We start from the raw sequence: 22,336 nt of genomic DNA on the forward strand, positions 1-22,336 counted from the left end.
CCTTCAGGAGGCAGTTTTAATGAAAACAAACTCAGTAAAACGTTTAACAATTTCAGCACTTTTAATTGCAATGGGGATTATCATTCCAATGGTTATGCCAAGAATTACCATTGGTCCAGCCAGTTTTACGTTAGCAAGTCACGTCCCAGTTTTTATTGCCATGTTTATTTCTCCAGTGGTGGCAATTGCGGTTAGTCTAGGAACAGGTTTTGGTTTTTTCTTATCCGCAACACCGATTATTGCTTTGCGGGCCTTATCTCATTTGATTTTTGCAGTCATTGGCGCAGTGATTTTACAAAAGCATCCAGAAATTTTAATCAATAAAGAGGGGAAATTCACTTTGTTAAATGGGAAATTACAGTTGTTTAACGTGGGAATTGGAGTGATTCATTCCGCTGCCGAGCTAGTGGTTGTTTCTGTATTTTACACAATGGGCAACTTGCCAGGAACCTATTATACAGCCGGCTTCATGTATTCTATTTTTCTTTTGATGGGCGTTGGTGGATTAATTCATAGTTTGGTGGATTTCAGTATTGCCTACTTTTTAGCAAGTACCTTAAGTAAACATGTAGATATTCCAACTTTTACAGAAGCAAAACAACCCAAAGTGATAAAGAAGAAGGTTAAATTAGCATAAAGAGAAACAATCGAGGCATCCGTCATTGCGACGGATGCCTCGAGATTTTTTTATTTAATGACTTCTTCTGTTTGAGGGTCGAAGAAATGTCCTTTGTTAATATCAAAAGCTAAGTCAATCATTTCACCAGGATGGTGGAAGTCACGAGCATCTACTTTTGAGATAAACTCTGTATCACCAATTTTTGTATAAAGCATGGATTCAGCCCCTAATAATTCAGAAACAACGACTTCAGATTTAATCACCGCATCTTTCATTGCCGTTAAAGCCACTTGTTCGCTATGAATATCTTCTGGACGAATACCGAAAATTAATTCTTTGCCTTCATAACCATGTTCAACAAGCTCTTTGTTTCTTCCTTCAGGAATTGCTAGTTTTAAGCCATGTTGGTTAGAAATAACCCCATTGTTTAAGGTAACTTTGAAGAAATTCATGGCAGGTGAGCCGATGAACCCAGCTACGAACATATTTTTTGGTGTATTGTAAACTTCTTTTGGTGAACCAATTTGTTGAATAAAGCCATCTTTCATAATTACGATTCGATCAGCCATGGTCATCGCTTCGGTTTGGTCATGTGTCACATAAATTGTCGTAGTTTCTAAACGTTGGTGTAGTTTAGCGATTTCAGCACGCATGGCTACACGTAATTTTGCATCCAAGTTTGATAAAGGTTCATCCATTAAAAAGACTTTGGCATCACGGACAATTGCCCGGCCAAGTGCAACACGTTGGCGTTGTCCACCAGAAAGCGCCGCAGGTTTACGTTGTAAGTACTCTGTTAAGCCCAGAATATCCGCAGCATTTTCCACCCGTTTTTTAATTTCAGCTTTATCATATTTTCTTAGTTTTAAACCAAAAGCCATGTTATCAAAAACAGTCATATGCGGATAAAGCGCATAGTTTTGGAAAACCATGGCAATATCACGATCTTTCGGTGCAACGTCATTCATGACTTTGTCCCCAATTGATAATTCACCTTCAGTAATATCTTCTAAGCCAGCAATCATTCGCAATGTTGTTGATTTACCGCAACCAGAAGGTCCGACAAAGACGATAAATTCACGGTCTGTAATTTCTAAGTTAAAATCTGTAACAGAATAATGTTCTGCATTGTCATATTTTTTATACACATTTCTAAGCGCCATTTCCACCATTTGATACGTCACTCTTTTCTTTTTGATTTGTTACTCATAGTTTAAATGAAAACGCTATCTTTCAGCAAGGGAGAGTTGCACAAGAAAAAGAAGACTTTTTCGTCAAGGTGACAAAGGGCAAACACTCTCAGCGGATTTATCGATAAACTTTTGTTATAATATAACAAAGACAGGAGTTGGATAACATGAAAATCGCTTTAATCGCTCATGATCGTAAAAAAACATTAATGATCAAACTAGCAACCGCTTATAAACATATTTTAGAAAAACATGAATTGTATGCAACGGGAACGACAGGCATGAAAGTGATGGAAGCAACTGGCTTACCCGTGCATTGCTTTAAATCGGGGCCATTAGGTGGGGATCAACAGATTGGCGCAATGATATCAGAAGACAACATTGATTTAGTTATTTTTTTAAGAGATCCTCTTTCCGCGCAACCGCATGAACCAGACGTGACGGCTTTGATTCGTCTAAGTGATGTCTATGAAATTCCTTTAGCGACCAATATCGGCAGTGCTGAAATTCTTTTGAGAGGTGTCGAGGCGGGGTTTGCGGACTTCCGTGAGGTTATCCATGAAGGGGACCGTCGACCGTTAGCTTTTTAGAGAACCTTAATGGTTATTTTGACTATTTTGTGGTATATTTTATGAGGACTTTTGTCCAAATAAAATAACAGAGTAGGAGACAAAGCGTTAAGTGCTAAAAGGATGGGATGTTGCCTTTTGGACGAAGAACATAAACAGTGTGTTGCTAGAAAGCAAAGGTTCTTACTTTGCTTATCATCAGAACAACACGTTCAGCTTTTTAATGTTCGCGGTTTTGTTTTCGCATTCGCTGCATGGTTCGTCATGTAGCAGCTCTTAGAGGAGATGCTAAAAATGACAAAGAAAAAATTTGGCACAAAATCCATTGCGTTAATGGGCGTACTCATTGCGGTGGTCGTTGTCTTTTCACGCTTTTTTGCGTATGAAACAACGTTTTTAAAAATCAGTTTCACGTTTATCCCAGAATCATTGATTGGGATGATTTTCGGACCTTTTTGGGCTGGAATCGGCACGGCGGTGGCTGATGTGGTAGGAATGTTGCTTTTTCCAAAGGCAGGCTATTTTCCTGGGTTTACTTTAAATGCCTTTTTGGCTGGTGCTATTTATGGTTATTTCTATTATAAGAAAGAAATGACATGGCAACGAGTGATTTTGGCGACATTGTTGGTCACCGTTTTAATTAATATCATTTTAACTCCTTTGTGGTTAAGTTTAATGTATGGCGTCAATCTAGCAAATTTTGCTTGGTGGGTACCACGCTTAATTAAAACAGTTATTTTCTTTCCTATTCAAGTAATTGCCACTTATTATTTAGGCAATAAAATTCCCTTTAAACGTTTATTTGGAAAACCATTATCTGAATTAGATCAATAAATTTAAAATTAAAAGAGTCACTTTTCATCATCCCAGAAAAGTGACTCTTTTTTATTGTGCTTTTTGATTAAACTGCGCTTCGTAAAGGTCACGATAATAACCCTGTTCTTTTTGCAATAATTCGTCATGGGTGCCAATTTCAACCACTTGACCATTATCCATAACTAGAATTTTTTCAGCACTTTTGATTGTTGCTAAGCGATGGGCAATAACAAAACTGGTCCGGCCAGTCATCATTTGTAAAAAAGCATCCTGAATTTTTTGTTCGGTCAATGTATCAACTGAACTGGTCGCTTCATCTAAAATAAGCATCGGCGGATTACTAATCATCGTGCGTGCAATGGTCATTAATTGTCGTTGTCCTTCAGAAATTTTAACGCCTTGGGAACCAATCTCGGTATCTAGTCCTTGAGGTAAACGCATGACGAAATCAAAAATATGGGCTTTTTTCATGGCTTCTATAATTTCTTCGTCAGAGGCTTCAGGATTCCCGTACGTTAAATTTTCCCGAATGGAACTATCGAATAGCCAAGTATCTTGGAGAACCATACCAAAACTTTTTCGTAAGCTGTCCCGAGTAATTTGAGTAATGTCGTGAGTATCGACCGTAATTTGGCCACGGTCGACCTCGTAAAAGCGCATTAACAAATTCACTAATGTTGATTTACCCGCACCAGTTCGCCCAACAATGGCAATTGTTTCTCCTGGTTCAGCAATTAAATTAAAGTTTTCGATTAAAGGTCGCGTCGGCGTGTAAGAAAAATCAACGTCTTTAAATTCAACACGGCCTCGCGCTTCTTTCAAAACAATTGCGTTCGGGGCATCAGGACGTTCAACTGGTTGATCCATCATATCAAAGGTACGTTCCAATCCAGCTAAGGCGGCTTGGATTTGGTTGGTGATTCCTGAGAGTTCAATAAAAGGTTTAGAAAATTGACTAGAGTAAATAGTGAAACTGGAAATAACACCAACTGTGACTAAAGGATTGCCACTTAAAACTAACAAGCCACCGACTAATCCAATCGATAAGTAAGATAAATGGTCGATAAATCGAGAAAGTGGGTTGGTTAAGGAGGAAGAAAACTGAGCCTTCTGTCCTTTTTCATACAACGTTTGATTCAATGCTTCAAATGTTTCTTGCGTAGCTTGTTCTTGTTGAAAGGCTTTAACAATTTTTTGGTTGCCAACCATTTCTGAAACGAAGCCGGAAATTTCACCAACAATCGTTTGTTGTGCAGCAAAGTTTTTTTGTGAAGCTTTTGCAACAAGCCAGTTTACAATAAAAATAATCGGCGTACTGATAAGAACCACTAATGTGAGCAGGGGACTTAGCCGAATCATAAAGAGCAAAGCAACAACGACGGTGGCCATGCCAGAAAATAATTGGTTGAAGACAGCCGAGCAAGCCATTGAAATATTGTCAATATCGTTGGTAAAGCGACTGACGATATTTCCGTGTGACGTTTGGTCATAATAACTTAACGGTAATTGATTTAAATGGGCAAAGGCGTCTTTTCTCAGCTGTGTGGTCGATAAATAAGACACGCGATTACCGAGACGTTGAATCAGCCATTGACTTAGAACGGTTACGAGTAAAATCCCTGCTAATAAACCTAAAATTTTGATGAGTTGCGCAGCATTGACTTGTCCTTTACCAACCATTGTATCAACGGATTTACCTATATAATAAGTCATGAGGACAGTCGAAAAACCACTGAGAATTCCTAGAATTAAGGCGCCGATAATTTCTTTTGGATAGCGTAGTAAATACGGCTTAAAACGTGAGAAGGCACCAAAATGAATTTTTTTAGTTTGCATGGGTATCCTCCTCCTGTGACGCAACGATTTCTTGATACTCTTTAGAAGAAGTAAGTAATTCTTCGTGGGTGCCAAGGCCAGCGACTTTTCCACTATCTAGGACTAAAATTTGATTCGCCGTTGCAATCGAACTCACGCGTTGTGAAATTAAAATAACGGTTGTCTCTGCTCGTTCTTTTTGTAAAGCACGGCGCAGATTCAAATCTGTTTGATAGTCGAGGGCACTCAAGGAATCATCTAAAATAAGTAAATGCGGTTTCCTAATCAAGGCACGGGCAATGGTCAACCGTTGTCTTTGTCCACCAGAAAAGTTTTTTCCGCCTTCGTTAACAGGCGTGTCTAACCCTTGGTCTAATTGTTCAACAAATTCTTTACATTGGGCGATAGCTAATGCTTCCCAACAGTCTTCATCAGTTGCATTTGGTTTGCCCCATTGTAAGTTTTCTCGAATAGTCCCTGTAAATAAGACGGCAGTTTGTGGAACACTTGCAACTTGTTGGCGTAAAGTAAAGAGCGGCCAATCGCGCACATTTACACCATTAATAAAAAGGTTTCCTGCACTCACATCATAAAATCTGGGAATGAGTTGGGTTAAGGTACTTTTCCCGCTGCCGGTAGGTCCCGTGATGCCGAGAATTGAGCCTTTAGGAATCGTAAAATTGATATTTTCCAAAGCCAAACCGGCCTCTGGTTCATAGCGAAAATCTACATGGTCAAAGGTAATATCACCAAATTGTGGAGATGTTTTTGCTGATTCTGGTGTATCTGTTAACTGGCTTTCTACAGTTAAAACCTCATTGACACGGTTTGCGGAAGCGGCGGCTCGCGTAAAAATTACCACGAGATTAGAAGCAACAATTAAAGCGAGCATCATTTGATTCATATAATTGATCAATGCTAAAACTTCCCCTTGTTGCAAGGAACCAAAAGAAACTTTTAAGCCACTAAAATAAAGTAAAAATAAAATTCCAACATTCATAATCAAAGTGGTTAAAGGCGTTAATAAAGCAGAGACATTCGATACACGAATGTAAATATCGCCTAAATCATCTGAAGCTTTATCAATATGTCGTTGCTCTGTTTCCTTTCTAGCAAACGCACGGATTACACGGACACCGCTTAAATTTTGACTAATTTGACGGTTTAACCGATCCAAATATTCTTGGACTTTTTGATATAAAGGCACAGTCACTTTAATGATAATAAAGAGAATAAGGCTAAAAATTGGTAAAAGTAATAGGAAAAGAAAGCCCATCTGCACATCAATGTAAAAAGCCATGACCACAGAACCGATACTTAAAAAAGGTGTCCGAATGACCAACCGAATAAACATCGCTAAAGCCAATTGAAGCTGGTTGATATCGTTTGTGATCCGGGTGATGAGGGTATCTGTACCAAAACTATTCAATTCTTTGTGTGAAAGCTGATTAATTTTCTTCATTAATTGATTTCTTAGCTCCGTCCCAAAACCTTGCGAAGCGACTGAAGCATAGTATTGACAAATCATGACAAAAAATAAACCAACTAACGACATAACAAGCATCCAGAGGGCCATTTCTATGACAGTCTGTCGGTCGTTTTGACGAATACCGACATCGACTAAGTGAGCCATGAATAAGGGCAAGACTAACTCGAAACAAGCTTCTAAAAATTTGAAGACTGGACCGAGGATAATTTGTTTTCGATAATTTTTTGCGTATTTCAATAAACCAAACATAAGATTCCTCCCTTTGCTGCTCTCATTGTAGCCTAATCTTTCAATGAAAGAAAGTTGTTCGCTACATTTTCTCAACTTCTGTTAAAATAGAAGAAAAGCGCAAAGAAGTGGAGTGTGACAGAAACGTGGAAAAAATGAGTCAGGTTATTTTGTTGTTTTTTATTTATTCCTTTATCGGCTGGTTATGGGAAACAGTGTATTGTTCATTAAAAGCCAAAAAATTTGTTTATCGAGGATTTTTGGTAGGGCCCTATTGTCCTATTTATGGATTTGGGGTCTTAAGCGTTCTCTATTTTGTGGAACCCTTCGAGAACAATCTCTTGGTATTGTATGTCGGATCGGCTGTTTTAGTGACGATTTTAGAATATGTCACTAGTTATGGCTTGGAAAAACTGTTCCATGCCTCTTGGTGGGATTATCATGATGTACCTTTTAATTTAAACGGTCGTGTGGCTTTACCGGTTTCTCTTTTTTGGGGATTGGGGTGTGTCTTGATTGTCAAAGTTATTCAACCAGAAATCGCCAAAGTTGTCAGCTTTTTACAAGCAACCTTTGGCAACTACTTAGCCCTTTGCATAGTGATTGTAATGGGGCTTGACTTAATTTATACGTTGCTGAACATGCAAGGTTTCAAAAAACTTATTACCGAGATGGGCCAAACGTTGGAAACGAACCAACAAGAATTTAAGCAACGGTTGAACACAAAAATGGAAATCGCTACAGCTGATTGGCAGAAGTTAAAAGAACGAACCAAAAAAGAGCATTTCCAAAATCGGTTAAATTTCCAACAACGTCGTTTTATTAACAATTACCCAAAACTAACTTTAAAAAACATTAAAAATTCCAAAGAAGTTCGGCATCTCTTAGAAGATTTGAAGAAAAAGGGCCAATAATTAACAAAAAATATTACAAAATATTTCAATCAATGGTCTAATGAGATGAAAAAAAGAAAAATCGTCAAAAGCTAGTTTTTAAGGCGTCTTAAGAAATTCTTAAAGAATTGAGATAGAAATGGACTAATGAATAAACGCAGGATAAAAAAAGAGTTGCATTTAAATTGTAATAAATTGTAACATGATTGAAATAAAACAAGCCCTCCTGACTAGTATAATGAGTAGGTGTTTTAGATAAGTTAGGAAAGGTGTTGGATTTAGTGAAGGTTAAAAAGTTGATACCATTTTTAACAACAATGATGCTTATCAATTTTGGACTTCCAGTCGCTGCTGCAGCAGAATCACTTGATTCATTGCAAGAAAAAGAAGCGCAAGCGAAACAATCTGGGGAGTTAATTAGTAAAGAAATCAATTCAGCCTTAGACGATGTAAATGCTAAATATGCGGAAATCGAACGTTTAAAAACGCAAATTTCAAAAGCGGAAGATACGTTGAAAACTTCGAAAGAGGAAATAGAAAAAACAGAAAAAAATATTTCTCGTCGTAAAGAAGCTGTTGGCGATCGTATGAAGGATATTCAATTAAATGGCGACCAACGTACTTGGCAAGCCTTATTAGATGCAGAAAATTTATCAGATTTCTTTAATCGGGCCTACGCCATGACCGTTTTACAAAACTTTGAACGGGAAAAGATTGAAAGCTTAACTAGCGAAAAAGAAAAGTTAGCTGCATTACAAGAAAAAGTTGAAAATACGCAAACAACTTTAAAGCAAAATGAAGAGAAATTACAAGTTGAAGCTTCTTCAATGAATAATAAAGTCTCTGAGTTAAAAGAAAAAATGGCGAATAATGAAGAATTATTGGCTCAAATTTCGACAGACAAACAGAAAGAGCAACAACGCTTAGTCAGCGAAAAAGCAGCAGCTGAGGCACAGAAAAAACGTGCGGCAGAAACTGCCAAAGCAGAAGCAGCGAAGAAACAAGCAGCTGCCGACAAACAAGCGCAAGCAGATGCGGCGGCTAAACTAGAAGCCAAAGCTGCTGAAGAGTCAAGCAGTCAAGCATCAAGCTCTTCTACAAGTACGGAAAGCAGTAGCACTGAATCTTCAAGTTCTGCTAGTTCATCCGAATCGTCATCAACGCCAGAATCATCGACAGGCGAATCATCAACACCAGGAACTGGCTCTGGTCGTGTGCTTCAGATGGAATCAACTGCTTATTCTTGGCGCGAAGCTGGTGCAAGTAATCTAAGTGCTACTGGTATTGACTTAAGTAAAGAAAGCAATGTAGTTGCAGTCGATCCAAGTGTAATTCCTCTAGGTTCATTAGTGAAAGTCTCTGGTTATGGCTTTGCTATTGCTGGAGATACAGGTGGCGCTATTCAAGGAAATATTATTGATGTTCATTTTGATTCAGTAGACCAATGCCGTCTTTGGGGACGACGTCAGGTTACAGTAGAAATTCAATAATAAATTTGTTATACTAAAGACAAGATAAAAGGAATTGGCTAAGTCAGTAATGATAGTAGCCAGTTCTTTTTTAGTTAAATGTAAAGGAGAATTACAATGATTCGCTCGGCAACAAAAGAAGACGGTCAAGCGATTGCTCGGCTGGTCTTAGTCATTTTAAAAGATATGGAGTTACCAATTTTAGAAGAAGTCTCAGAAGAACAAATGATTGACCTATTAGCAGAGGCAACGGCGTATCCAACCTATCGCTATGGCTATCAACGAATTTTAGTTTATGAACATGCAGGTGAAGTTGCAGGGATTGCTGTCGGCTATCCTGCGGAAGATGAAAAGATTATTGATGAACCTTTAAGAGAAGTCTTTAAAAAACATGGCTTAGCAGAAGATGTTCGGCTATTTATTGAAGAAGAAACCTTGCCTAATGAATGGTATTTAGACACGATTTCTGTGGATGAACGTTTCCGCGGAATGGGCATTGGTTCTAAGTTATTAGATGCTTTACCTGAAGTAGCCAAAGCTAGCGGGAAGCAAGCCTTGGGTCTAAATGTTGACTTTGACAATCCTGGGGCGAGAAAGTTATACGCAAGCAAAGGCTTTAAAGATGTCACAACAATGACTATTAGTGGTCACTTATACAATCATATGCAAAAAGAAGTGTAAAAATAACGAAGCTAAAGTCAATCACTTTAGCTTCGTTATTTTTCATTAATCCGTTAAAGGATCAAAATCTAATCCAAAATCATCGGAAGTTTTTTGTTTTTTCTTATTATATAACCAGTAGTCAAGGACAGCTGCTATACAGATGCACAACGGTGCGTCCTCATCATTGGCAACAGTTAAAACAAAATAGTCGCCTGTACAAAGCATGGTTTTATCCATTGACATGATTTTTTTATGGACTTGATAAATTGAATATTGGTGCGCTTTGATATCCCCAACAACTGCCCAGTGAAGGCCTTGAACATAATAGAAATCAGCATTCAAATTGAACAGTTTCCGTAGAGTACCCACTTTTTCAAAACGCTGATATAACTCAAATCGTGTACCAAAAGTCCAAGAAACTTGTTTAATACTGGCTAAAATTTCTCCGTTCATTGCATATAAAGAAAGCGCATCTCCTCGTGTGCCCCAGCGCCCCACCAATAGAAAAAGTGAACGGCCTGCTTGGTCTTTCACGATGGTTCGCGTAACTTTTCCTAACTGTTGTTCTTGAATAAAAAATTCAGACACGACACGATCTCCTTTCTATATATAAATGAGTGCTGTAACTGGTAGTGCTTATTACAAATCTTCTCTTATTGCACGCAGGATGGCTTCGCCAACACCATTTTCTAAATTAGTGGCTGTTTCATATTTAGCGTATTCTTTTAATTCCAGTTCGGCATTGCCCATTGCAAAACTTACCCCAGCCCATTGAATCATGCTGACGTCATTTAAATTATCACCAATAGTCATGACTTGTTCAGCGGGAATCCCACGTTCTTTAGCGACGCGCGCAACCGCAATCCCTTTTTGTGCTAGGCGGTGGTTAATTTCAATATTATTAAGCGCAGAAGAGGTAACAACCAAATCATCTAGTTCTTCTACTTCCATCCCAGCAGGACCTAATACTTTCGGCCCATCCATACTGAAGCCAATAATTTTAAGGACTTCAATCGAATCATCTTTTAAAATGTCGTCTAAACGATCAACATAGGTAATATGCAATAAAGATAGGTGTGCTGAAGCCATGGCGATCGCCACTTTATAAGTTAAATGGGGCATGGATTCTGCAATATGAGCGGCAAAGTTTTCAATTCTTTTTTCTTGATGTTCAGAAAAAATACCTTTATTTGTAGAGATTTCATAGTAAACATTGTGTTGACTCAAAATAGTTAGTACTTCTGTTACTGTTTCTTTTTCGATCCCAGCCGTGAAAAGTGAGTGTCCATCTTTGTCGAACACTTGGGCGCCGTTTAAAGTAATCATAGCGCAGTCAATTCCAGCTTCTTCTAACGCGGGTTTCGCTTCGGTATATGCGCGGCCAGTAGCAACCATAAATTCGATTCCTAAACGTTCCGCTTCGCGAATTGCTGAAGCGTTATCATTTGTGATGCTCATTTTTGCATCTAAAAGTGTTCCATCCATATCTGAAGCAATTAATTTAATCATCGATTCTCTACACCTCATTATCTATTTAAAGCTTACCTATAGTTTACCACGTTTTTCCAAGAGAAAGTACCCAGAAATTTCTTGTCAGGTTTGGAGAAATTCGTTATGCTTAGAGAGCGAAGGAGTGAGCATTATGAAAGAAATTATTCACAATAGTTGGCAAACCGTTTTATCTGCTGAATTTGAAAAACCGTATTATCAAGAATTGCGGGAATTTTTGAAAAAAGAATATCAGACACAAACGATTTATCCAGATATGTATCATTTATTTTCAGCGTTAGAACTAACCCCTTTTGAAGAAGTAAAAGTAGTAATTTTGGGACAAGACCCATATCATGGACCCAATCAAGCACACGGACTAAGTTTCTCTGTCCAGCCAGGTGTGAAAGTGCCGCCATCTCTTGCGAATATTTACAAAGAATTACAAGCTGATTTAGGGTACCAACCCGTCAACCATGGCTTTTTAGAAAGCTGGGCCAAACAAGGCGTGTTATTATTAAATACTGTGTTGACCGTTCGGGCAGGTCAAGCCTATTCCCATCGAGGTAAAGGGTGGGAGCAACTGACAGATGTCATTATCGAAAAGTTGAATGAGCGTGAAAAACCCGTTGTTTTCATTTTATGGGGACGTCCAGCTCAAGAAAAAATTAAAATGATTGATACGACTCGGCATGTGATTATCAAATCGCCACATCCAAGTCCATTGTCAGCGCATCGTGGTTTTTTTGGCTCACGTCCGTTTTCTCAAGCGAATGCTGCTCTAGAACGTTTAGGGGAAACGCCGATTGATTGGCAACTTCCTGAAACAGTGTAGTGTAACAGTGTATGCTGTTATAGTGTAGAAGAGTTAGTTTGTGAAAAGTTTATCGGATTATTGGTTTTTTTGACTAATACAGCTAGAAAAAACTGTTATTTTCTTTGAGAATAGTGTATGATGGATTTTGTAAATATAAAACTGGAGGGTTTATCGTGGAATTATTCGATAGCTTAAAATTTAAAGTCGTACGCCGTAATATCAAAATTGTTTTCCCTGAAGCAACAGATCCTAGAATCTTAGGTGCTGCTGCCCGCTTAAAATCTGATGAATTAGTAGAACCAATCTTAATTGGTGATCCAACAGATATCGCAAATGCTGCTATGGCTCGTGGAATCAACACATCAAACTTTATTATTATCAACCCAAATGATTATGAAAAATGGGATGAAATGGTCGAAGCATTTGTTGAACGCCGTAATGGAAAAGCTACTAAAGAAGATGCTGAAAAAATTTTAAAAGATGTCAACTATTTCGGTACTATGTTAACTTACATGGGTATTGCTGATGGTATGGTTAGTGGTGCTATCCACTCAACAGGTGATACAGTTCGTCCTGCGTTACAAATCATTAAAACAAAACCAGGCGTAAGCCGTACAAGTGGTGCCTTCTTAATGATTCGTGGTCGTGACCAAGAAAGATATTTATTCTCAGACTGCGCGATTAACGTGAACCCAACTGCACAAGAATTAGCTGAAATTGCTGTTGATAGTGCCAAAACAGCTGAATTATTTGACATTGAACCAAAAGTTTCATTGTTAAGTTTTTCAACAAAAGGTTCTGCAAAAGCACCAGAAGTAACAAAAGTTGCTGAAGCTACAAAAATTGCGCAAGAATTAGCACCTGAATATGCGATTGATGGTGAATTACAATTTGATGCTTCTTATGTATCTTCTGTTGCACAATTAAAAGCGCCCAACTCAAAAGTTGCTGGAGAAGCAACAGTCTTTGTATTCCCAGATTTACAATCAGGAAATATTGGCTACAAAATTGCTCAACGTTTAGGTAACTTTGAAGCAATTGGCCCAATCTTACAAGGATTGAACAAACCAGTTTCTGATTTATCACGTGGTGCAAACGAAGAAGATGTTTATAAATTATCAATCATTACAGCTGCTCAAACATTAATGAACGACTAATTAACTATGTCGAAGCATGATAAATAAGCAAAGTAGAAGTTGAGGTTCCCAGGACACTTGGGCCTCAACTTTATTTTTTTGAAGCTGCCACTAGTCAACTTATTGAATTTTCGGTATACTTTCATACATAGATTCTTGCAGATGGGAGGCAAAAAAATGAACATTGTCCTGAACAATCCATTGGAAACAGAAGCAATTGCTAAAATCATTGGACAAAAGGCACAAGCTGGTGATGTAATTGTCCTGACTGGTGATTTAGGGGCCGGTAAGACGACAATGACGAAAGGGATTGCTTTAGGATTAGGCATTTCCCAAATGATTAAAAGTCCCACCTATACGATTATCCGCGAATATCCACAAGGACGACTTCCGTTATACCATATGGATGTTTACCGTGTTGAAGAGGGTGCGGATGAATTAGGGTTAGATGAGTATTTTGAAGGAGATGGGCTATCCGTTGTAGAATGGGGCAGCTTGATTGAAGAAGAATTGCCAGAAGATTATTTAGAAATTATTTTAAATAAAGATTCTCAAGAAGCTGACAAGAGAGTTCTTGAATTCCGTGGAACTGGTCCATTGGCAGAAGAAAGAATAGCAGAGATTCTGAAAACGTGGGAGGCTCGCGAATATGACTGAACAAACATTTTCTATTCGAGAAGCAGTGCCTACTGATGCGGATCAATTACTATCTGTGATGTCAAAAATTGGGAGTGAAACGCCCTATTTGGTAATGGATGAGCGAGGAATGGCCATGTCGACAACAGAATTGGCTGAAAATCTAGCAACACTCTATGAATCACCAAATAATGTTTTATTGGTGGCATTAGCGGGAAAAGCGATCATTGGGACCGCTTCTGTGTCTGCTTCTTCTAAAAAGCGGATGGAGCATATTGGTGAAATTGGCATTAGTATTTTAAAAGAGTACTGGGGCTATGGACTGGGCAGTATCCTGATGGAAGAACTTATTCGCTGGGCGCATGAAAGTCATGTTATTCGTCGCTTGGAATTAACGGTACAGGATCGCAATCAACGAGCGATTCACGTCTATAAAAAATTAGGGTTTGAAACAGAAGCAATTATGCCTCGAGGCGCCAAAACAGACCAAGGTGAATTTTTAGATGTTCATTTAATGCGTTTGCTGATTGATTAATTATTGGTTAATAATTTTAATTTCTTAAATAATCGAACGATAATTGCATGAAAAAACAAAATTTTCGCAATTATCGTTTGTTTCATATTTATTTTTCTGATATTTTTGTTATAATTATAGAAGAATTTAACGAAAAAATGAAAATTTATTTTGGGAAGGAATGTAAGAAATGGCGAAGGCAACGAAAATGAATGTTAACTATCGAGAGTCGATCTTGGATCGTGCGTATCGTTTAGAGCTAATAAAAAAAGACGAATATGTAAAACATCAAGAAAAATTATCATTATTAAATGAAAAATTGTCTGACGGGGAACCAGCTCAATTTGATGCAAAAGAAGAAACGTTTTGGAAAAAAATTTCGCAAAAAGTTATTTTATAAAAGTAATACATACGAATAAGAGCGTACACATAGAAAGAAGCGTAAGCAGTTTAACACTGCTTACGCTTCTTTTTTAATGAATAGGAATAACTGTTTCACGCTTAATTAATTTGTGAGGAATAACGAGACGGACACCATTCGTCAATTCTTCGTGGATTAATTCATATAATTTTTTCATCGCCATTCGACCTAATTCTGACGTGTCGATGTCAATGCTTGTTAGATAAGGATGTGTCAATGTTGAAAAGATTGAGTTGTTAAAACTAATAATGGATAACGTTTCAGGAACTTGATAACCATAGATTTGCGCAAGTTGCATCGTCCGCAAAGCAAAGATATCATCAATCACCACCAACGCCGTGGCATTATTTTGATGAAGGATATCATCGAAAGCCATGTAATCTTCAGGTTTTTCTAACGCAACGCTTGGTAAAACAGTTAATCCTTGCATCATCATTGCTTTTTGATAACCAAAGTAACGTTCAAAGTACAAACTTTCATGCGTTGTATTGGTCACAAATAAAATATTTTTATGGCCGTTTTCAATTAAAAATTCCGTCGCTTGTTTCCCTAATAATTGATTATCATTATCCACGTAAACTATTTCCGTTTCATGTTGGTAAGGTTGACCAATTAAAGTAAAGGGAATGTTATTTTCATATAAGTAATCAATGACGGGGTCCTTACTATCTGAATACACAAGAATAAAACCGTCCACTTGCTTTTGAAGATGCATTCTTTTAACGTTTTCCAATAGTACATCAAAACTTTTGGCAGTTGCAATAGCAGTAGTCATATCATAAAGACGGGCTTCCTCGTTGATGGCTTCCATAATTTCTAAATAAAATGGATTCCCTAACCGTTCTTTCGAATCTAAAGGAGGTAAAATTACGCCAATGGCACTTGAAATTCGTTTACCCAAATTCCGTGCCGTCATATTTGGCACATAGCCTAAGTCATCCATGACTTTTCGCACTTTCTTTTTTGTCGATTCAGAAATACTTGGATGATCGTTAATGACACGCGAAACGGTTGAAGTTGCAACCCCCGCTTTCTTAGCGACATCTTTTACTGTAATTGCCATTTTTGCCACGCCTTTCTTAGTGATTATAGAAGGTTAAATTGATAAACCGTTTGGTAGGTTTGCTTTTTATTAGCTGGTAATAAAATAGAGCCCCACTGAGGATGATGAACAATGTCTGGATACTCTTGTGGTTCAATTGCTAAGCCATAGTTTGAATGCATCGCTTGTCCATTAATAGAAAAAGGAGCCTCAAAACCAGTCGTAGAAAATAATACCATACTTTGGTTCGTTGTTGCTATCGTCATTTTTCTTCCAGAAGTAGGTTCTTGTAAGCATAATTGTGGCTGTCTTAAGTCAGAGCCAACTAAGGGGAAAACATCATCTAACCCAGTTGGATAGCGTTGGAGGATTGTTTCGATAGGTGTCAGTTCATTAAAACGTATGGATAGTTCAGAAGCTGGTAAAATCCGTCCAGTAGGCAGCTTATTATCGTCTAATTCTAACATACCTTGACAGTTCAAAGATAGCAAATGTGACAGAATGTCTAACTTTCCGTCGCCAGATAAATTAAAGTAGGCGTGGTTTGTAGGATTAAAAAGTGTTTCCTGTTTACTCCGTCCAGTACTGATCATTCGTAAATGATTATCCTCTAGCTGGTAGGTGATGGTGGCCTTAATTGGTCCAGGATAGCCAGAAATGGTGTCGGTTAAATGAAAGGAAACGCCAATGATATCCTTTTTTTCAAAGGGCTCGACTGTCCAATATTGAAAAGACCACCCCTTTGAGCCACCATGGATATGATGACCGTCGCTGTTTTGTTCTAATATTCCATTTTGCCAATGGCCATTACGTATGCGTCCAGCAACTGGTCCAACAGTGGCGCCAAAAAAGCTTTGATCCTTTAATACATCTTGATACGAATCATACGATAAAAGGATATTTTCCCAATGATTATTTTTGTTTGGCATCAAAAGTTGATGGAGGCGCGCGCCATAATTGAGAAGAACGACTTCTAAAAAGTCGTTCTTCAAAGTAATTTTTTTTAAGTTTGTGTTTGGAATATCGGTTACGGTGATACGATTATCCTTCATGATCAAGCCACACTTTTTTTAAGTAATCAAACGTTAAAGCGCTCGTCTCTGGCACGATGGGCACCCCTTCGCCTAACTCTTCTTTGCGGCCAACGCCAACAGGTTGCGCTCCGCTAGCAAGAATCGCTTGAATCCCAGCTTTGGCATCTTCAATGCCAAGACATTCTGCTGGTGTCAAATCAATTTCTTTCGCAGCTAAAATGAAAATATCTGGAGCGGGTTTGCCTGCCTGAACGTCTGCTGGGTTAGCAATGGCATCAAAAAGGGGCGTCAATTGCATTTTTTCTAAAAGGAAAGGCCCATTTTTACTTGCAGAAGCCAAGGCGATTTTAATATTGGCCGCACGTAATTCCGTTAATAAAGAAAGAATTCCTGGGTAGACATCTTCAGGCGTAATCGCTTGGATCATTTCCAAGTAATAATCGTTTTTCCGTTGCGCTAACTGGGCAAATTCTTCAGAAGAAAACGTGCCTTCTTTTTTTCCGTATTTTAACAGTAACTGCAGAGAATCTTCACGGCTTACACCTTTCAATTGTTCGTTGAAAACACGGTCAATGGAAATTCCAATTTCGTTCCCTAATTTTTTCCAAGCGTGGTAATGAAATTCTGCTGTATCAGTAATAACGCCATCTAAATCAAACAAAACGCCTTTAAACATGAACTTCTTCCTTTCTGATCGGTAAAACTAATCGATCTTTTAATGTGTATTCTTGATTGTAAACAGTTAATGGAATTGCAGGGCCGTCGAGTAAAGTGAAGGCCACTTGGTCTGCTGCAACTTCAACAAATAGTAAACGATTCCGATAATTAATGTGGAATGAGTAGGCTGTCCATGTCGCTGGTAAAAAGGGTGCAAATTTTAGTTGTTGATGGTCCGTTTTCATTTGGGCAAAACCTTGCACAATCGCTAGCCAACTACCAGTCATTGAGGTAATGTGTAAGCCATCTTCTGTATCATTATTGTAATTATCTAAGTCAAGGCGCGCTGTTCGTTGATACATTTCCACTGCTTTTTCTTCCATGCCTAATTCAGCAGCTAATACAGCATGAATGCTTGGTGAAAGGGAAGATTCATGGACAGTCATTGGTTCGTAAAAATTAAAGTTCCGGCGTTTTTCTTCTAAAGAAAAGGCGTCATTGAAGAAATAAATTCCTTGAAGAACATCGGCTTGTTTAATGAAACAAGACCGCAAAATTTTATCCCATGACCAATGTTGGTTTAAAGGCAGCTCACTAAGTGGTAAATCAGAAACTGGCATTAAATCTTTATCTAAGAAAGTGTCATGTTGTACAAAAATGCCTAATTCGTTATCCACTGGGAAGTACATATTTTCTACAATGTCTGCCCATTTAGCTAATTCGTCGTCTGCAATTTTGAGCGTTGTTTCTTCTTGGAATTTTAAATAAGACTCACGGGTGTAACGTAGAACCCACGCAGCGATGGTATTGGTATACCAGTTATTGTTGATATTATTTTCATATTCATTTGGCCCCGTTACGCCATGAATCATATATTGTTTATGACGTTGGGAGAAGTGGACCCGATCTGCCCAAAAACGAGCGATTGCTATAAGTACTTCTAGACCAGCATCTTTTAGATAATCTTCGTCTCCTGTATAGTTGACATAATTATAAATCGCATAAGCAATCGCACCATTTCTGTGAATCTCTTCAAAAGTGATTTCCCACTCATTATGACATTCGACACCAGTAAAAGTAACCATTGGGTAAAGCGCACCCTTTAACCCTTGTTGTTGGGCATTATGAATGGCTTGAGGCAATTGATTGTGGCGATATTTCAGTAGATTTTTAGTAACTTCGGGCTTAGCCAACGCCAAGTAAAGTGGGACAGCATATGCTTCAGTATCCCAATATGTGGCACCACCATATTTTTCGCCAGTAAAGCCTTTTGGTCCGATATTTAAACGATCGTCTTCGCCATAGTAGGTTGAGAAAAGTTGGAAAAGATTAAAACGGATGCCTTGTTGGGCTTCGTCATCTCCTTCAATAACAACATCAGCTAATTGCCAACGTTTTGCCCAAGCGGCAGCTTGCCCAGCTTTTGCTTCAGGGTACAAGGTGGTCATTTCTGAAAATAATTCGTTTACTCGTGTGATTTGTTGCGTTTCTGGCACATCACGACTGGTAACGACAAGCACTTCTTTTGTGATGGCGGTCGTTTCGCCTTCGTTTAAAGACACTGTCAATTCTGCGGTTAAGGCCAAGGGCTGTTGTGTATATGTAGGCACAACAGAGGCTCCATCGATGAAATGGCGCATACCTGCAGTCACTGTAAAACGCTCTATTTCAAAATTGTTAGGAATGGTCTTAGTCGTAACAAAGCCAAGTGTTTCTTGTGTTTCAATAGCTCTTTCTTCCCAAAAATGTTCTTCATAATTGCTGTCTTCATTTTGAACATCGCCATCCAATTTTGAGTGAAGAGTGATTGTGCCTGTACCTTCCAGCATTTCAATTGTTAAGTGGATGTAAGCTGCTTCTTTTTTTTCTAAGCTTAAAAAACGTTCAAAAGAGAAGCGCACTTTGTTCTTCGGTGTTTGGATGGTGAATTGCCGAGAAAGGACCCCATTTTGCATGTCTAATTCTAAAGAAAAATCTTCGTAAGGTGTAGTGGCTAAATCAATTGTTTGTCCATCAATTTGTAAGTCCATTGCGATGAAATTAATTGCGTTAATCACTTTGCCAAAATATTCAGGATAACCATTTTTCCACCAACCAACACGTGTTTTGTCTGGATACCAAACACCTGCTAAATAGGTTCCTTGATGGTGGTCGCCAGAATAGTGTTCTTCAAAATTTCCCCGCATCCCCATATAGCCATTGCCAATGCTCGTTAATGATTCTTGTAAACGTAAATTTTCTTTATCTAAGTGTGTAGTACGGATTTTCCAAGGATCAATTTGGAATAAACGTTTGATTTGTTTCATGAGAATCCCCCTCAGTGATTTTATTGATAGGTCTATCATAAACGCAACCGATTGCATTAGTCAATAGTCAATGCTTAAAAAGTGTAATCTTATGAATAAAAGCTGAAACAAAGGTAGGATAGAAGGAGCTTTATTTGCTTTATTAAAAGACGAAATAAAAAGGGATTAAGTAGTAGAGAGTTGTTTTCCACAATATTTTTGAAATTAAAGCATTTACAAAAAGGAAACAGGAGTATATAATGGCAACATAACGAAACCGATTGCGTAAGGAGTGGCAGGAATGAAAAAAATGTTTAGTTTTGAGTTTTGGCAAAAATTCGGGAAAGCTTTAATGGTCGTTGTGGCAGTAATGCCCGCAGCGGGTTTAATGATTAGTATTGGGAAATCGCTTCCCTTAATCGATCCTAATTTAGGTTTGTTAGTAACAACAGGCGGAGTTCTGGAGAGTATCGGTTGGGCAATTATTGGCAACTTACATTTACTATTTGCGTTAGCAATAGGTGGCAGTTGGGCCAAAGATCGTGCAGGTGGCGCATTTGCAGCGGGGATTTCTTTTGTTTTAATCAATCGTATTACTGGAGCCATTTTTGGTGTAACAAATGAAATGTTGGCAGATGAACAAGCTTTCACGCATACCTTATTTGGCACCAAGATTATGGTGAAGGGATTCTTTACAAGTGTCTTAGAAGCTCCGGCATTAAATATGGGTGTTTTTGTAGGGATTATTGCTGGTTTTGTCGGTGCGATGGCTTACAACAAGTATTACAATTATCGGAAATTACCAGATGCGCTATCATTTTTTAATGGTAAACGGTTTGTCCCATTTGTCGTTATTTTGTGGTCTACAATTGTCTCAATTGCATTAGCACTTATTTGGCCAAATATTCAAGCGGGAATTAATAATTTTGGGTTATGGATTGCGCAATCTCAAGATAGTGCACCTATTTTAGCGCCATTCTTATATGGAACGTTGGAACGTTTGTTATTACCTTTTGGGTTACATCATATGTTGACGATTCCAATCAACTATACACAATTAGGTGGAACGTATGAAATTTTATCTGGCGCACAAGCTGGAACCCAAGTTTTTGGTCAAGATCCTTTATGGTTGGCTTGGGCAACAGACTTAGTGAATCTTAAAGGCGCTGGTGATATGAGCAAGTATCAGTTTGTCTTAGAAAATTGGACACCAGCTCGATTCAAAGTAGGCCAAATGATTGGTTCTTCAGGGATTTTAATGGGGATGGCTTTGGCGATGTATCGTAATGTCGATGCAGATAAAAAAGCTAAATATAAATCAATGTATTTTTCTGCTGCCTTAGCTGTTTTCTTAACTGGTGTGACAGAGCCGTTAGAATTCATGTTTATGTTTGCTGCAGTGCCGCTTTATGTGATTTATGCCGTAATCCAAGGTGCTGCTTTTGCAATGGCTGATATTTTACCATTGCGTGTGCATTCGTTTGGAAATATTGAATTGTTAACAAGAACACCGCTAGCAATAAAAGCTGGTTTAGGTGGCGATTTAATCAATTTTGTTTTAATGGTCATCATTTTTGGTGTTGTCACTTATTTCTTAGCGAATTTCTTAATTAAAAAATTTAATTACGCAACACCTGGAAGAAATGGAAACTATGACAATGATAACGGCGAAGAAATCGCATCTGGCGCGGCTGGTTCAGGCGTCGTCGATCAGCAAATCGCGCAAATTGTCTACTTACTTGGCGGTAAACAAAATATCAAAGAAGTTGATGCGTGTATGACACGCTTACGTGTCAGTGTAAAGGATCGAGAAAAAGTCGGTTCGGAAGAGGCGTGGAAACGGGCAGGTGCAATGGGCTTGATTGTGAAAGATAATGGCGTTCAAGCCGTTTATGGACCAAAAGCCGATGTTTTAAAATCCGATATTGAAGATTTACTAGCTTCCGGCGTTGACATTCCAGAACCAGTTATAGCAGAAAGTACAACAGGAGTGCCAACAACGAATTTCTTAGGCAAGAAAAAAGATTTCGTGGCTGTGGCGACAGGGGAAGTTATTCCAATGGCGCAAGTCAATGATCCTGTCTTTTCACAAAAAATGATGGGGGATGGATTTGCGGTTAAGCCTCTAGAAGGAGAAGTGGTGGCACCAATTTCGGGGAAAGTTCTAAGTGTTTTCCCAAGCAAACATGCGATTGGGCTACAAACAGAAGAAGGTATTGAAGTACTTGTCCATATGGGGATTGATACAGTCGAAATGGCAACACCTGCTTTTGAATCTTTTGTTAAAGAAGGACAATCATTGAAAGCTGGGACGAAACTAGCTAAAATGAACTTGGATGTGATTGAACAAGCTGGCAAAGAAACAACGATTATTGTCGCTTTTACAAACAGCGACAAAGTGGAACAAGTAGTTATTAATCAACTAGGAACCGCCACTGCGGGAACTGTGATCGGACAGATTGAAATTTAAATGATTAGGTATGAGGTCGGGACAGAACCGTTTAACTCCGAGAAATAAGAAGGAATTTCCGGAAATTGCTTTTTAATTTTTGGAT

21 protein-coding genes and 1 riboswitch are annotated in these 22,336 nt (G+C 38.4%); of the genes, 12 read left to right on the forward strand and 9 right to left on the reverse strand.

Annotation, left to right across the window (positions count from 1 at the left end):
* Positions 1–19: 19 nt before the first annotated feature.
* Positions 20–637 (forward strand): hypothetical protein, encoded by a 618-nt coding sequence (locus IGM09_RS03340; protein WP_002355821.1) that lies wholly within the window; start codon positions 20–22, stop codon positions 635–637.
* A 50-nt stretch (positions 638–687) separates the two neighbouring features.
* Here the strand turns inward: IGM09_RS03340 and IGM09_RS03345 are convergent, their stop codons facing one another.
* The gene (locus IGM09_RS03345; RefSeq protein WP_002355822.1) at positions 688–1,791 is read right to left on the reverse strand and encodes an ABC transporter ATP-binding protein; all 1,104 of its coding nucleotides are present in this window, start codon (positions 1,789–1,791) and stop codon (positions 688–690) included.
* 185 nt (positions 1,792–1,976) lie between these two features.
* Between IGM09_RS03345 and mgsA the strand changes: the two genes are divergently transcribed.
* Positions 1,977–2,399 (forward strand): methylglyoxal synthase, encoded by a 423-nt coding sequence (mgsA, locus tag IGM09_RS03350; protein WP_002355823.1) that lies wholly within the window; start codon positions 1,977–1,979, stop codon positions 2,397–2,399.
* Between the two features lie 66 nt (positions 2,400–2,465).
* Positions 2,466–2,633: riboswitch (THF riboswitch) on the forward strand.
* Between the two features lie 30 nt (positions 2,634–2,663).
* Entirely contained in the window at positions 2,664–3,212 is a 549-nt protein-coding gene (locus tag IGM09_RS03355; protein WP_002385065.1) for a folate family ECF transporter S component, read from the forward strand.
* Between the two features lie 51 nt (positions 3,213–3,263).
* On the opposite strand, the gene IGM09_RS03360 is transcribed toward IGM09_RS03355, so the two are convergent.
* The gene (locus tag IGM09_RS03360) at positions 3,264–5,030 is read right to left on the reverse strand and encodes an ABC transporter ATP-binding protein (protein WP_002355825.1); all 1,767 of its coding nucleotides are present in this window, start codon (positions 5,028–5,030) and stop codon (positions 3,264–3,266) included.
* Positions 5,020–6,747 carry an ABC transporter ATP-binding protein gene (locus IGM09_RS03365; protein WP_033624867.1) on the reverse strand — a complete coding sequence of 576 codons (1,728 nt, stop codon included), beginning with the start codon at positions 6,745–6,747 and terminating at the stop codon, positions 5,020–5,022. Before IGM09_RS03365 ends, IGM09_RS03360 begins: the two co-directional genes overlap by 11 nt.
* A gap of 125 nt (positions 6,748–6,872) precedes the next feature.
* Here IGM09_RS03365 and IGM09_RS03370 point away from each other — a divergent pair, with 125 nt between their 5' ends.
* The 3 genes from IGM09_RS03370 (at position 6,873) to IGM09_RS03380 (ending at position 9,769) form a co-directional block, all read left to right on the forward strand.
* A complete protein-coding gene (locus IGM09_RS03370; RefSeq protein WP_002387023.1) occupies positions 6,873–7,640 on the forward strand; it encodes a putative ABC transporter permease in 768 nt (255 codons plus the stop codon).
* 248 nt (positions 7,641–7,888) lie between these two features.
* Complete coding sequence (locus tag IGM09_RS03375; protein ID WP_002397936.1) at positions 7,889–9,109, forward strand: 3D domain-containing protein; 1,221 nt, start codon at positions 7,889–7,891, stop codon at positions 9,107–9,109.
* A 96-nt stretch (positions 9,110–9,205) separates the two neighbouring features.
* Positions 9,206–9,769, forward strand: a complete 564-nt coding sequence (locus tag IGM09_RS03380; protein WP_002355832.1) for a GNAT family N-acetyltransferase — start codon at positions 9,206–9,208, stop codon at positions 9,767–9,769.
* A gap of 45 nt (positions 9,770–9,814) precedes the next feature.
* On the opposite strand, the gene IGM09_RS03385 is transcribed toward IGM09_RS03380, so the two are convergent.
* Together IGM09_RS03385 and IGM09_RS03390 are read right to left on the reverse strand one after the other, a co-directional pair.
* Positions 9,815–10,339, reverse strand: a complete 525-nt coding sequence (locus tag IGM09_RS03385) for an LURP-one-related/scramblase family protein (protein ID WP_002355833.1) — start codon at positions 10,337–10,339, stop codon at positions 9,815–9,817.
* Between the two features lie 51 nt (positions 10,340–10,390).
* Positions 10,391–11,260 (reverse strand): Cof-type HAD-IIB family hydrolase, encoded by an 870-nt coding sequence (locus tag IGM09_RS03390; RefSeq protein ID WP_002383369.1) that lies wholly within the window; start codon positions 11,258–11,260, stop codon positions 10,391–10,393.
* Between the two features lie 133 nt (positions 11,261–11,393).
* On the opposite strand from IGM09_RS03390, the gene IGM09_RS03395 reads away from it, so the two are divergent.
* From IGM09_RS03395 to IGM09_RS03415, 5 genes are all read left to right on the forward strand, one after another.
* A complete protein-coding gene (locus IGM09_RS03395; protein WP_002363309.1) occupies positions 11,394–12,074 on the forward strand; it encodes a uracil-DNA glycosylase in 681 nt (226 codons plus the stop codon).
* Positions 12,075–12,229: 155 nt separating this feature from the next.
* Positions 12,230–13,213 (forward strand): phosphate acetyltransferase, encoded by a 984-nt coding sequence (pta, locus tag IGM09_RS03400; protein WP_002355836.1) that lies wholly within the window; start codon positions 12,230–12,232, stop codon positions 13,211–13,213.
* A gap of 141 nt (positions 13,214–13,354) precedes the next feature.
* Positions 13,355–13,849 carry a tRNA (adenosine(37)-N6)-threonylcarbamoyltransferase complex ATPase subunit type 1 TsaE gene (tsaE, locus tag IGM09_RS03405; RefSeq protein ID WP_002387026.1) on the forward strand — a complete coding sequence of 165 codons (495 nt, stop codon included), beginning with the start codon at positions 13,355–13,357 and terminating at the stop codon, positions 13,847–13,849.
* Positions 13,842–14,363, forward strand: a complete 522-nt coding sequence (locus tag IGM09_RS03410; protein ID WP_002383374.1) for a GNAT family N-acetyltransferase — start codon at positions 13,842–13,844, stop codon at positions 14,361–14,363. Before tsaE ends, IGM09_RS03410 begins: the two co-directional genes overlap by 8 nt.
* Before the next feature lie 169 nt (positions 14,364–14,532).
* On the forward strand, positions 14,533–14,742 hold the full coding sequence (locus IGM09_RS03415) for a hypothetical protein (RefSeq protein ID WP_002368185.1): 210 nt from the start codon (positions 14,533–14,535) through the stop codon (positions 14,740–14,742).
* A 73-nt stretch (positions 14,743–14,815) separates the two neighbouring features.
* Here IGM09_RS03415 and bopD read toward each other — a convergent pair whose 3' ends face one another.
* Genes bopD through IGM09_RS03435 form a run of 4 tightly spaced genes read right to left on the reverse strand, consistent with a single transcriptional unit; the run spans position 14,816 to position 19,802 of the window.
* Positions 14,816–15,826, reverse strand: coding sequence for a LacI family transcriptional regulator BopD (bopD, locus tag IGM09_RS03420; RefSeq protein ID WP_002358859.1), 1,011 nt, complete (start codon positions 15,824–15,826; stop codon positions 14,816–14,818).
* A gap of 23 nt (positions 15,827–15,849) precedes the next feature.
* On the reverse strand, positions 15,850–16,857 hold the full coding sequence (locus IGM09_RS03425) for an aldose epimerase family protein (RefSeq protein WP_033624868.1): 1,008 nt from the start codon (positions 16,855–16,857) through the stop codon (positions 15,850–15,852).
* Positions 16,847–17,515, reverse strand: coding sequence for a beta-phosphoglucomutase (gene pgmB / locus IGM09_RS03430; RefSeq protein ID WP_033624869.1), 669 nt, complete (start codon positions 17,513–17,515; stop codon positions 16,847–16,849). The genes IGM09_RS03425 and pgmB overlap by 11 nt, the downstream gene beginning before the upstream one ends.
* Positions 17,508–19,802, reverse strand: coding sequence for a glycoside hydrolase family 65 protein (locus IGM09_RS03435; RefSeq protein ID WP_033624870.1), 2,295 nt, complete (start codon positions 19,800–19,802; stop codon positions 17,508–17,510). Before IGM09_RS03435 ends, pgmB begins: the two co-directional genes overlap by 8 nt.
* Positions 19,803–20,082: 280 nt before the next feature.
* Here IGM09_RS03435 and IGM09_RS03440 point away from each other — a divergent pair, with 280 nt between their 5' ends.
* Positions 20,083–22,251: a PTS transporter subunit IIBC gene (locus IGM09_RS03440; RefSeq protein ID WP_002383378.1), complete on the forward strand. Its 2,169-nt coding sequence runs from the start codon at positions 20,083–20,085 to the stop codon at positions 22,249–22,251.
* The last annotated feature ends 85 nt before the right edge of the window (positions 22,252–22,336 follow it).

The sequence above is a fragment of the Enterococcus sp. DIV0167 genome (assembly GCF_050541555.1).
GTDB lineage: Bacteria > Bacillota > Bacilli > Lactobacillales > Enterococcaceae > Enterococcus > Enterococcus faecalis.

Bases quoted from the DNA above. Each gene is read 5' to 3' on its own strand.
- IGM09_RS03340 (WP_002355821.1), top strand. From the start codon at position 20: ATGAAAACAAACTCAGTAAAACGTTTAACAATTTCAGCACTTTTAATT.
- IGM09_RS03345 (WP_002355822.1), bottom strand. From the start codon at position 1,791: ATGGTGGAAATGGCGCTTAGAAATGTGTATAAAAAATATGACAATGCA.
- mgsA (WP_002355823.1), top strand. From the start codon at position 1,977: ATGAAAATCGCTTTAATCGCTCATGATCGTAAAAAAACATTAATGATC.
- IGM09_RS03355 (WP_002385065.1), top strand. From the start codon at position 2,664: ATGCTAAAAATGACAAAGAAAAAATTTGGCACAAAATCCATTGCGTTA.
- IGM09_RS03360 (WP_002355825.1), bottom strand. From the start codon at position 5,030: ATGCAAACTAAAAAAATTCATTTTGGTGCCTTCTCACGTTTTAAGCCG.
- IGM09_RS03365 (WP_033624867.1), bottom strand. From the start codon at position 6,747: ATGTTTGGTTTATTGAAATACGCAAAAAATTATCGAAAACAAATTATC.
- IGM09_RS03380 (WP_002355832.1), top strand. From the start codon at position 9,206: ATGATTCGCTCGGCAACAAAAGAAGACGGTCAAGCGATTGCTCGGCTG.
- IGM09_RS03390 (WP_002383369.1), bottom strand. From the start codon at position 11,260: ATGATTAAATTAATTGCTTCAGATATGGATGGAACACTTTTAGATGCA.
- IGM09_RS03395 (WP_002363309.1), top strand. From the start codon at position 11,394: ATGAAAGAAATTATTCACAATAGTTGGCAAACCGTTTTATCTGCTGAA.
- tsaE (WP_002387026.1), top strand. From the start codon at position 13,355: ATGGGAGGCAAAAAAATGAACATTGTCCTGAACAATCCATTGGAAACA.
- IGM09_RS03410 (WP_002383374.1), top strand. From the start codon at position 13,842: ATGACTGAACAAACATTTTCTATTCGAGAAGCAGTGCCTACTGATGCG.
- IGM09_RS03415 (WP_002368185.1), top strand. From the start codon at position 14,533: ATGGCGAAGGCAACGAAAATGAATGTTAACTATCGAGAGTCGATCTTG.
- bopD (WP_002358859.1), bottom strand. From the start codon at position 15,826: ATGGCAATTACAGTAAAAGATGTCGCTAAGAAAGCGGGGGTTGCAACT.
- IGM09_RS03425 (WP_033624868.1), bottom strand. From the start codon at position 16,857: ATGAAGGATAATCGTATCACCGTAACCGATATTCCAAACACAAACTTA.
- pgmB (WP_033624869.1), bottom strand. From the start codon at position 17,515: ATGTTTAAAGGCGTTTTGTTTGATTTAGATGGCGTTATTACTGATACA.
- IGM09_RS03435 (WP_033624870.1), bottom strand. From the start codon at position 19,802: ATGAAACAAATCAAACGTTTATTCCAAATTGATCCTTGGAAAATCCGT.
- IGM09_RS03440 (WP_002383378.1), top strand. From the start codon at position 20,083: ATGAAAAAAATGTTTAGTTTTGAGTTTTGGCAAAAATTCGGGAAAGCT.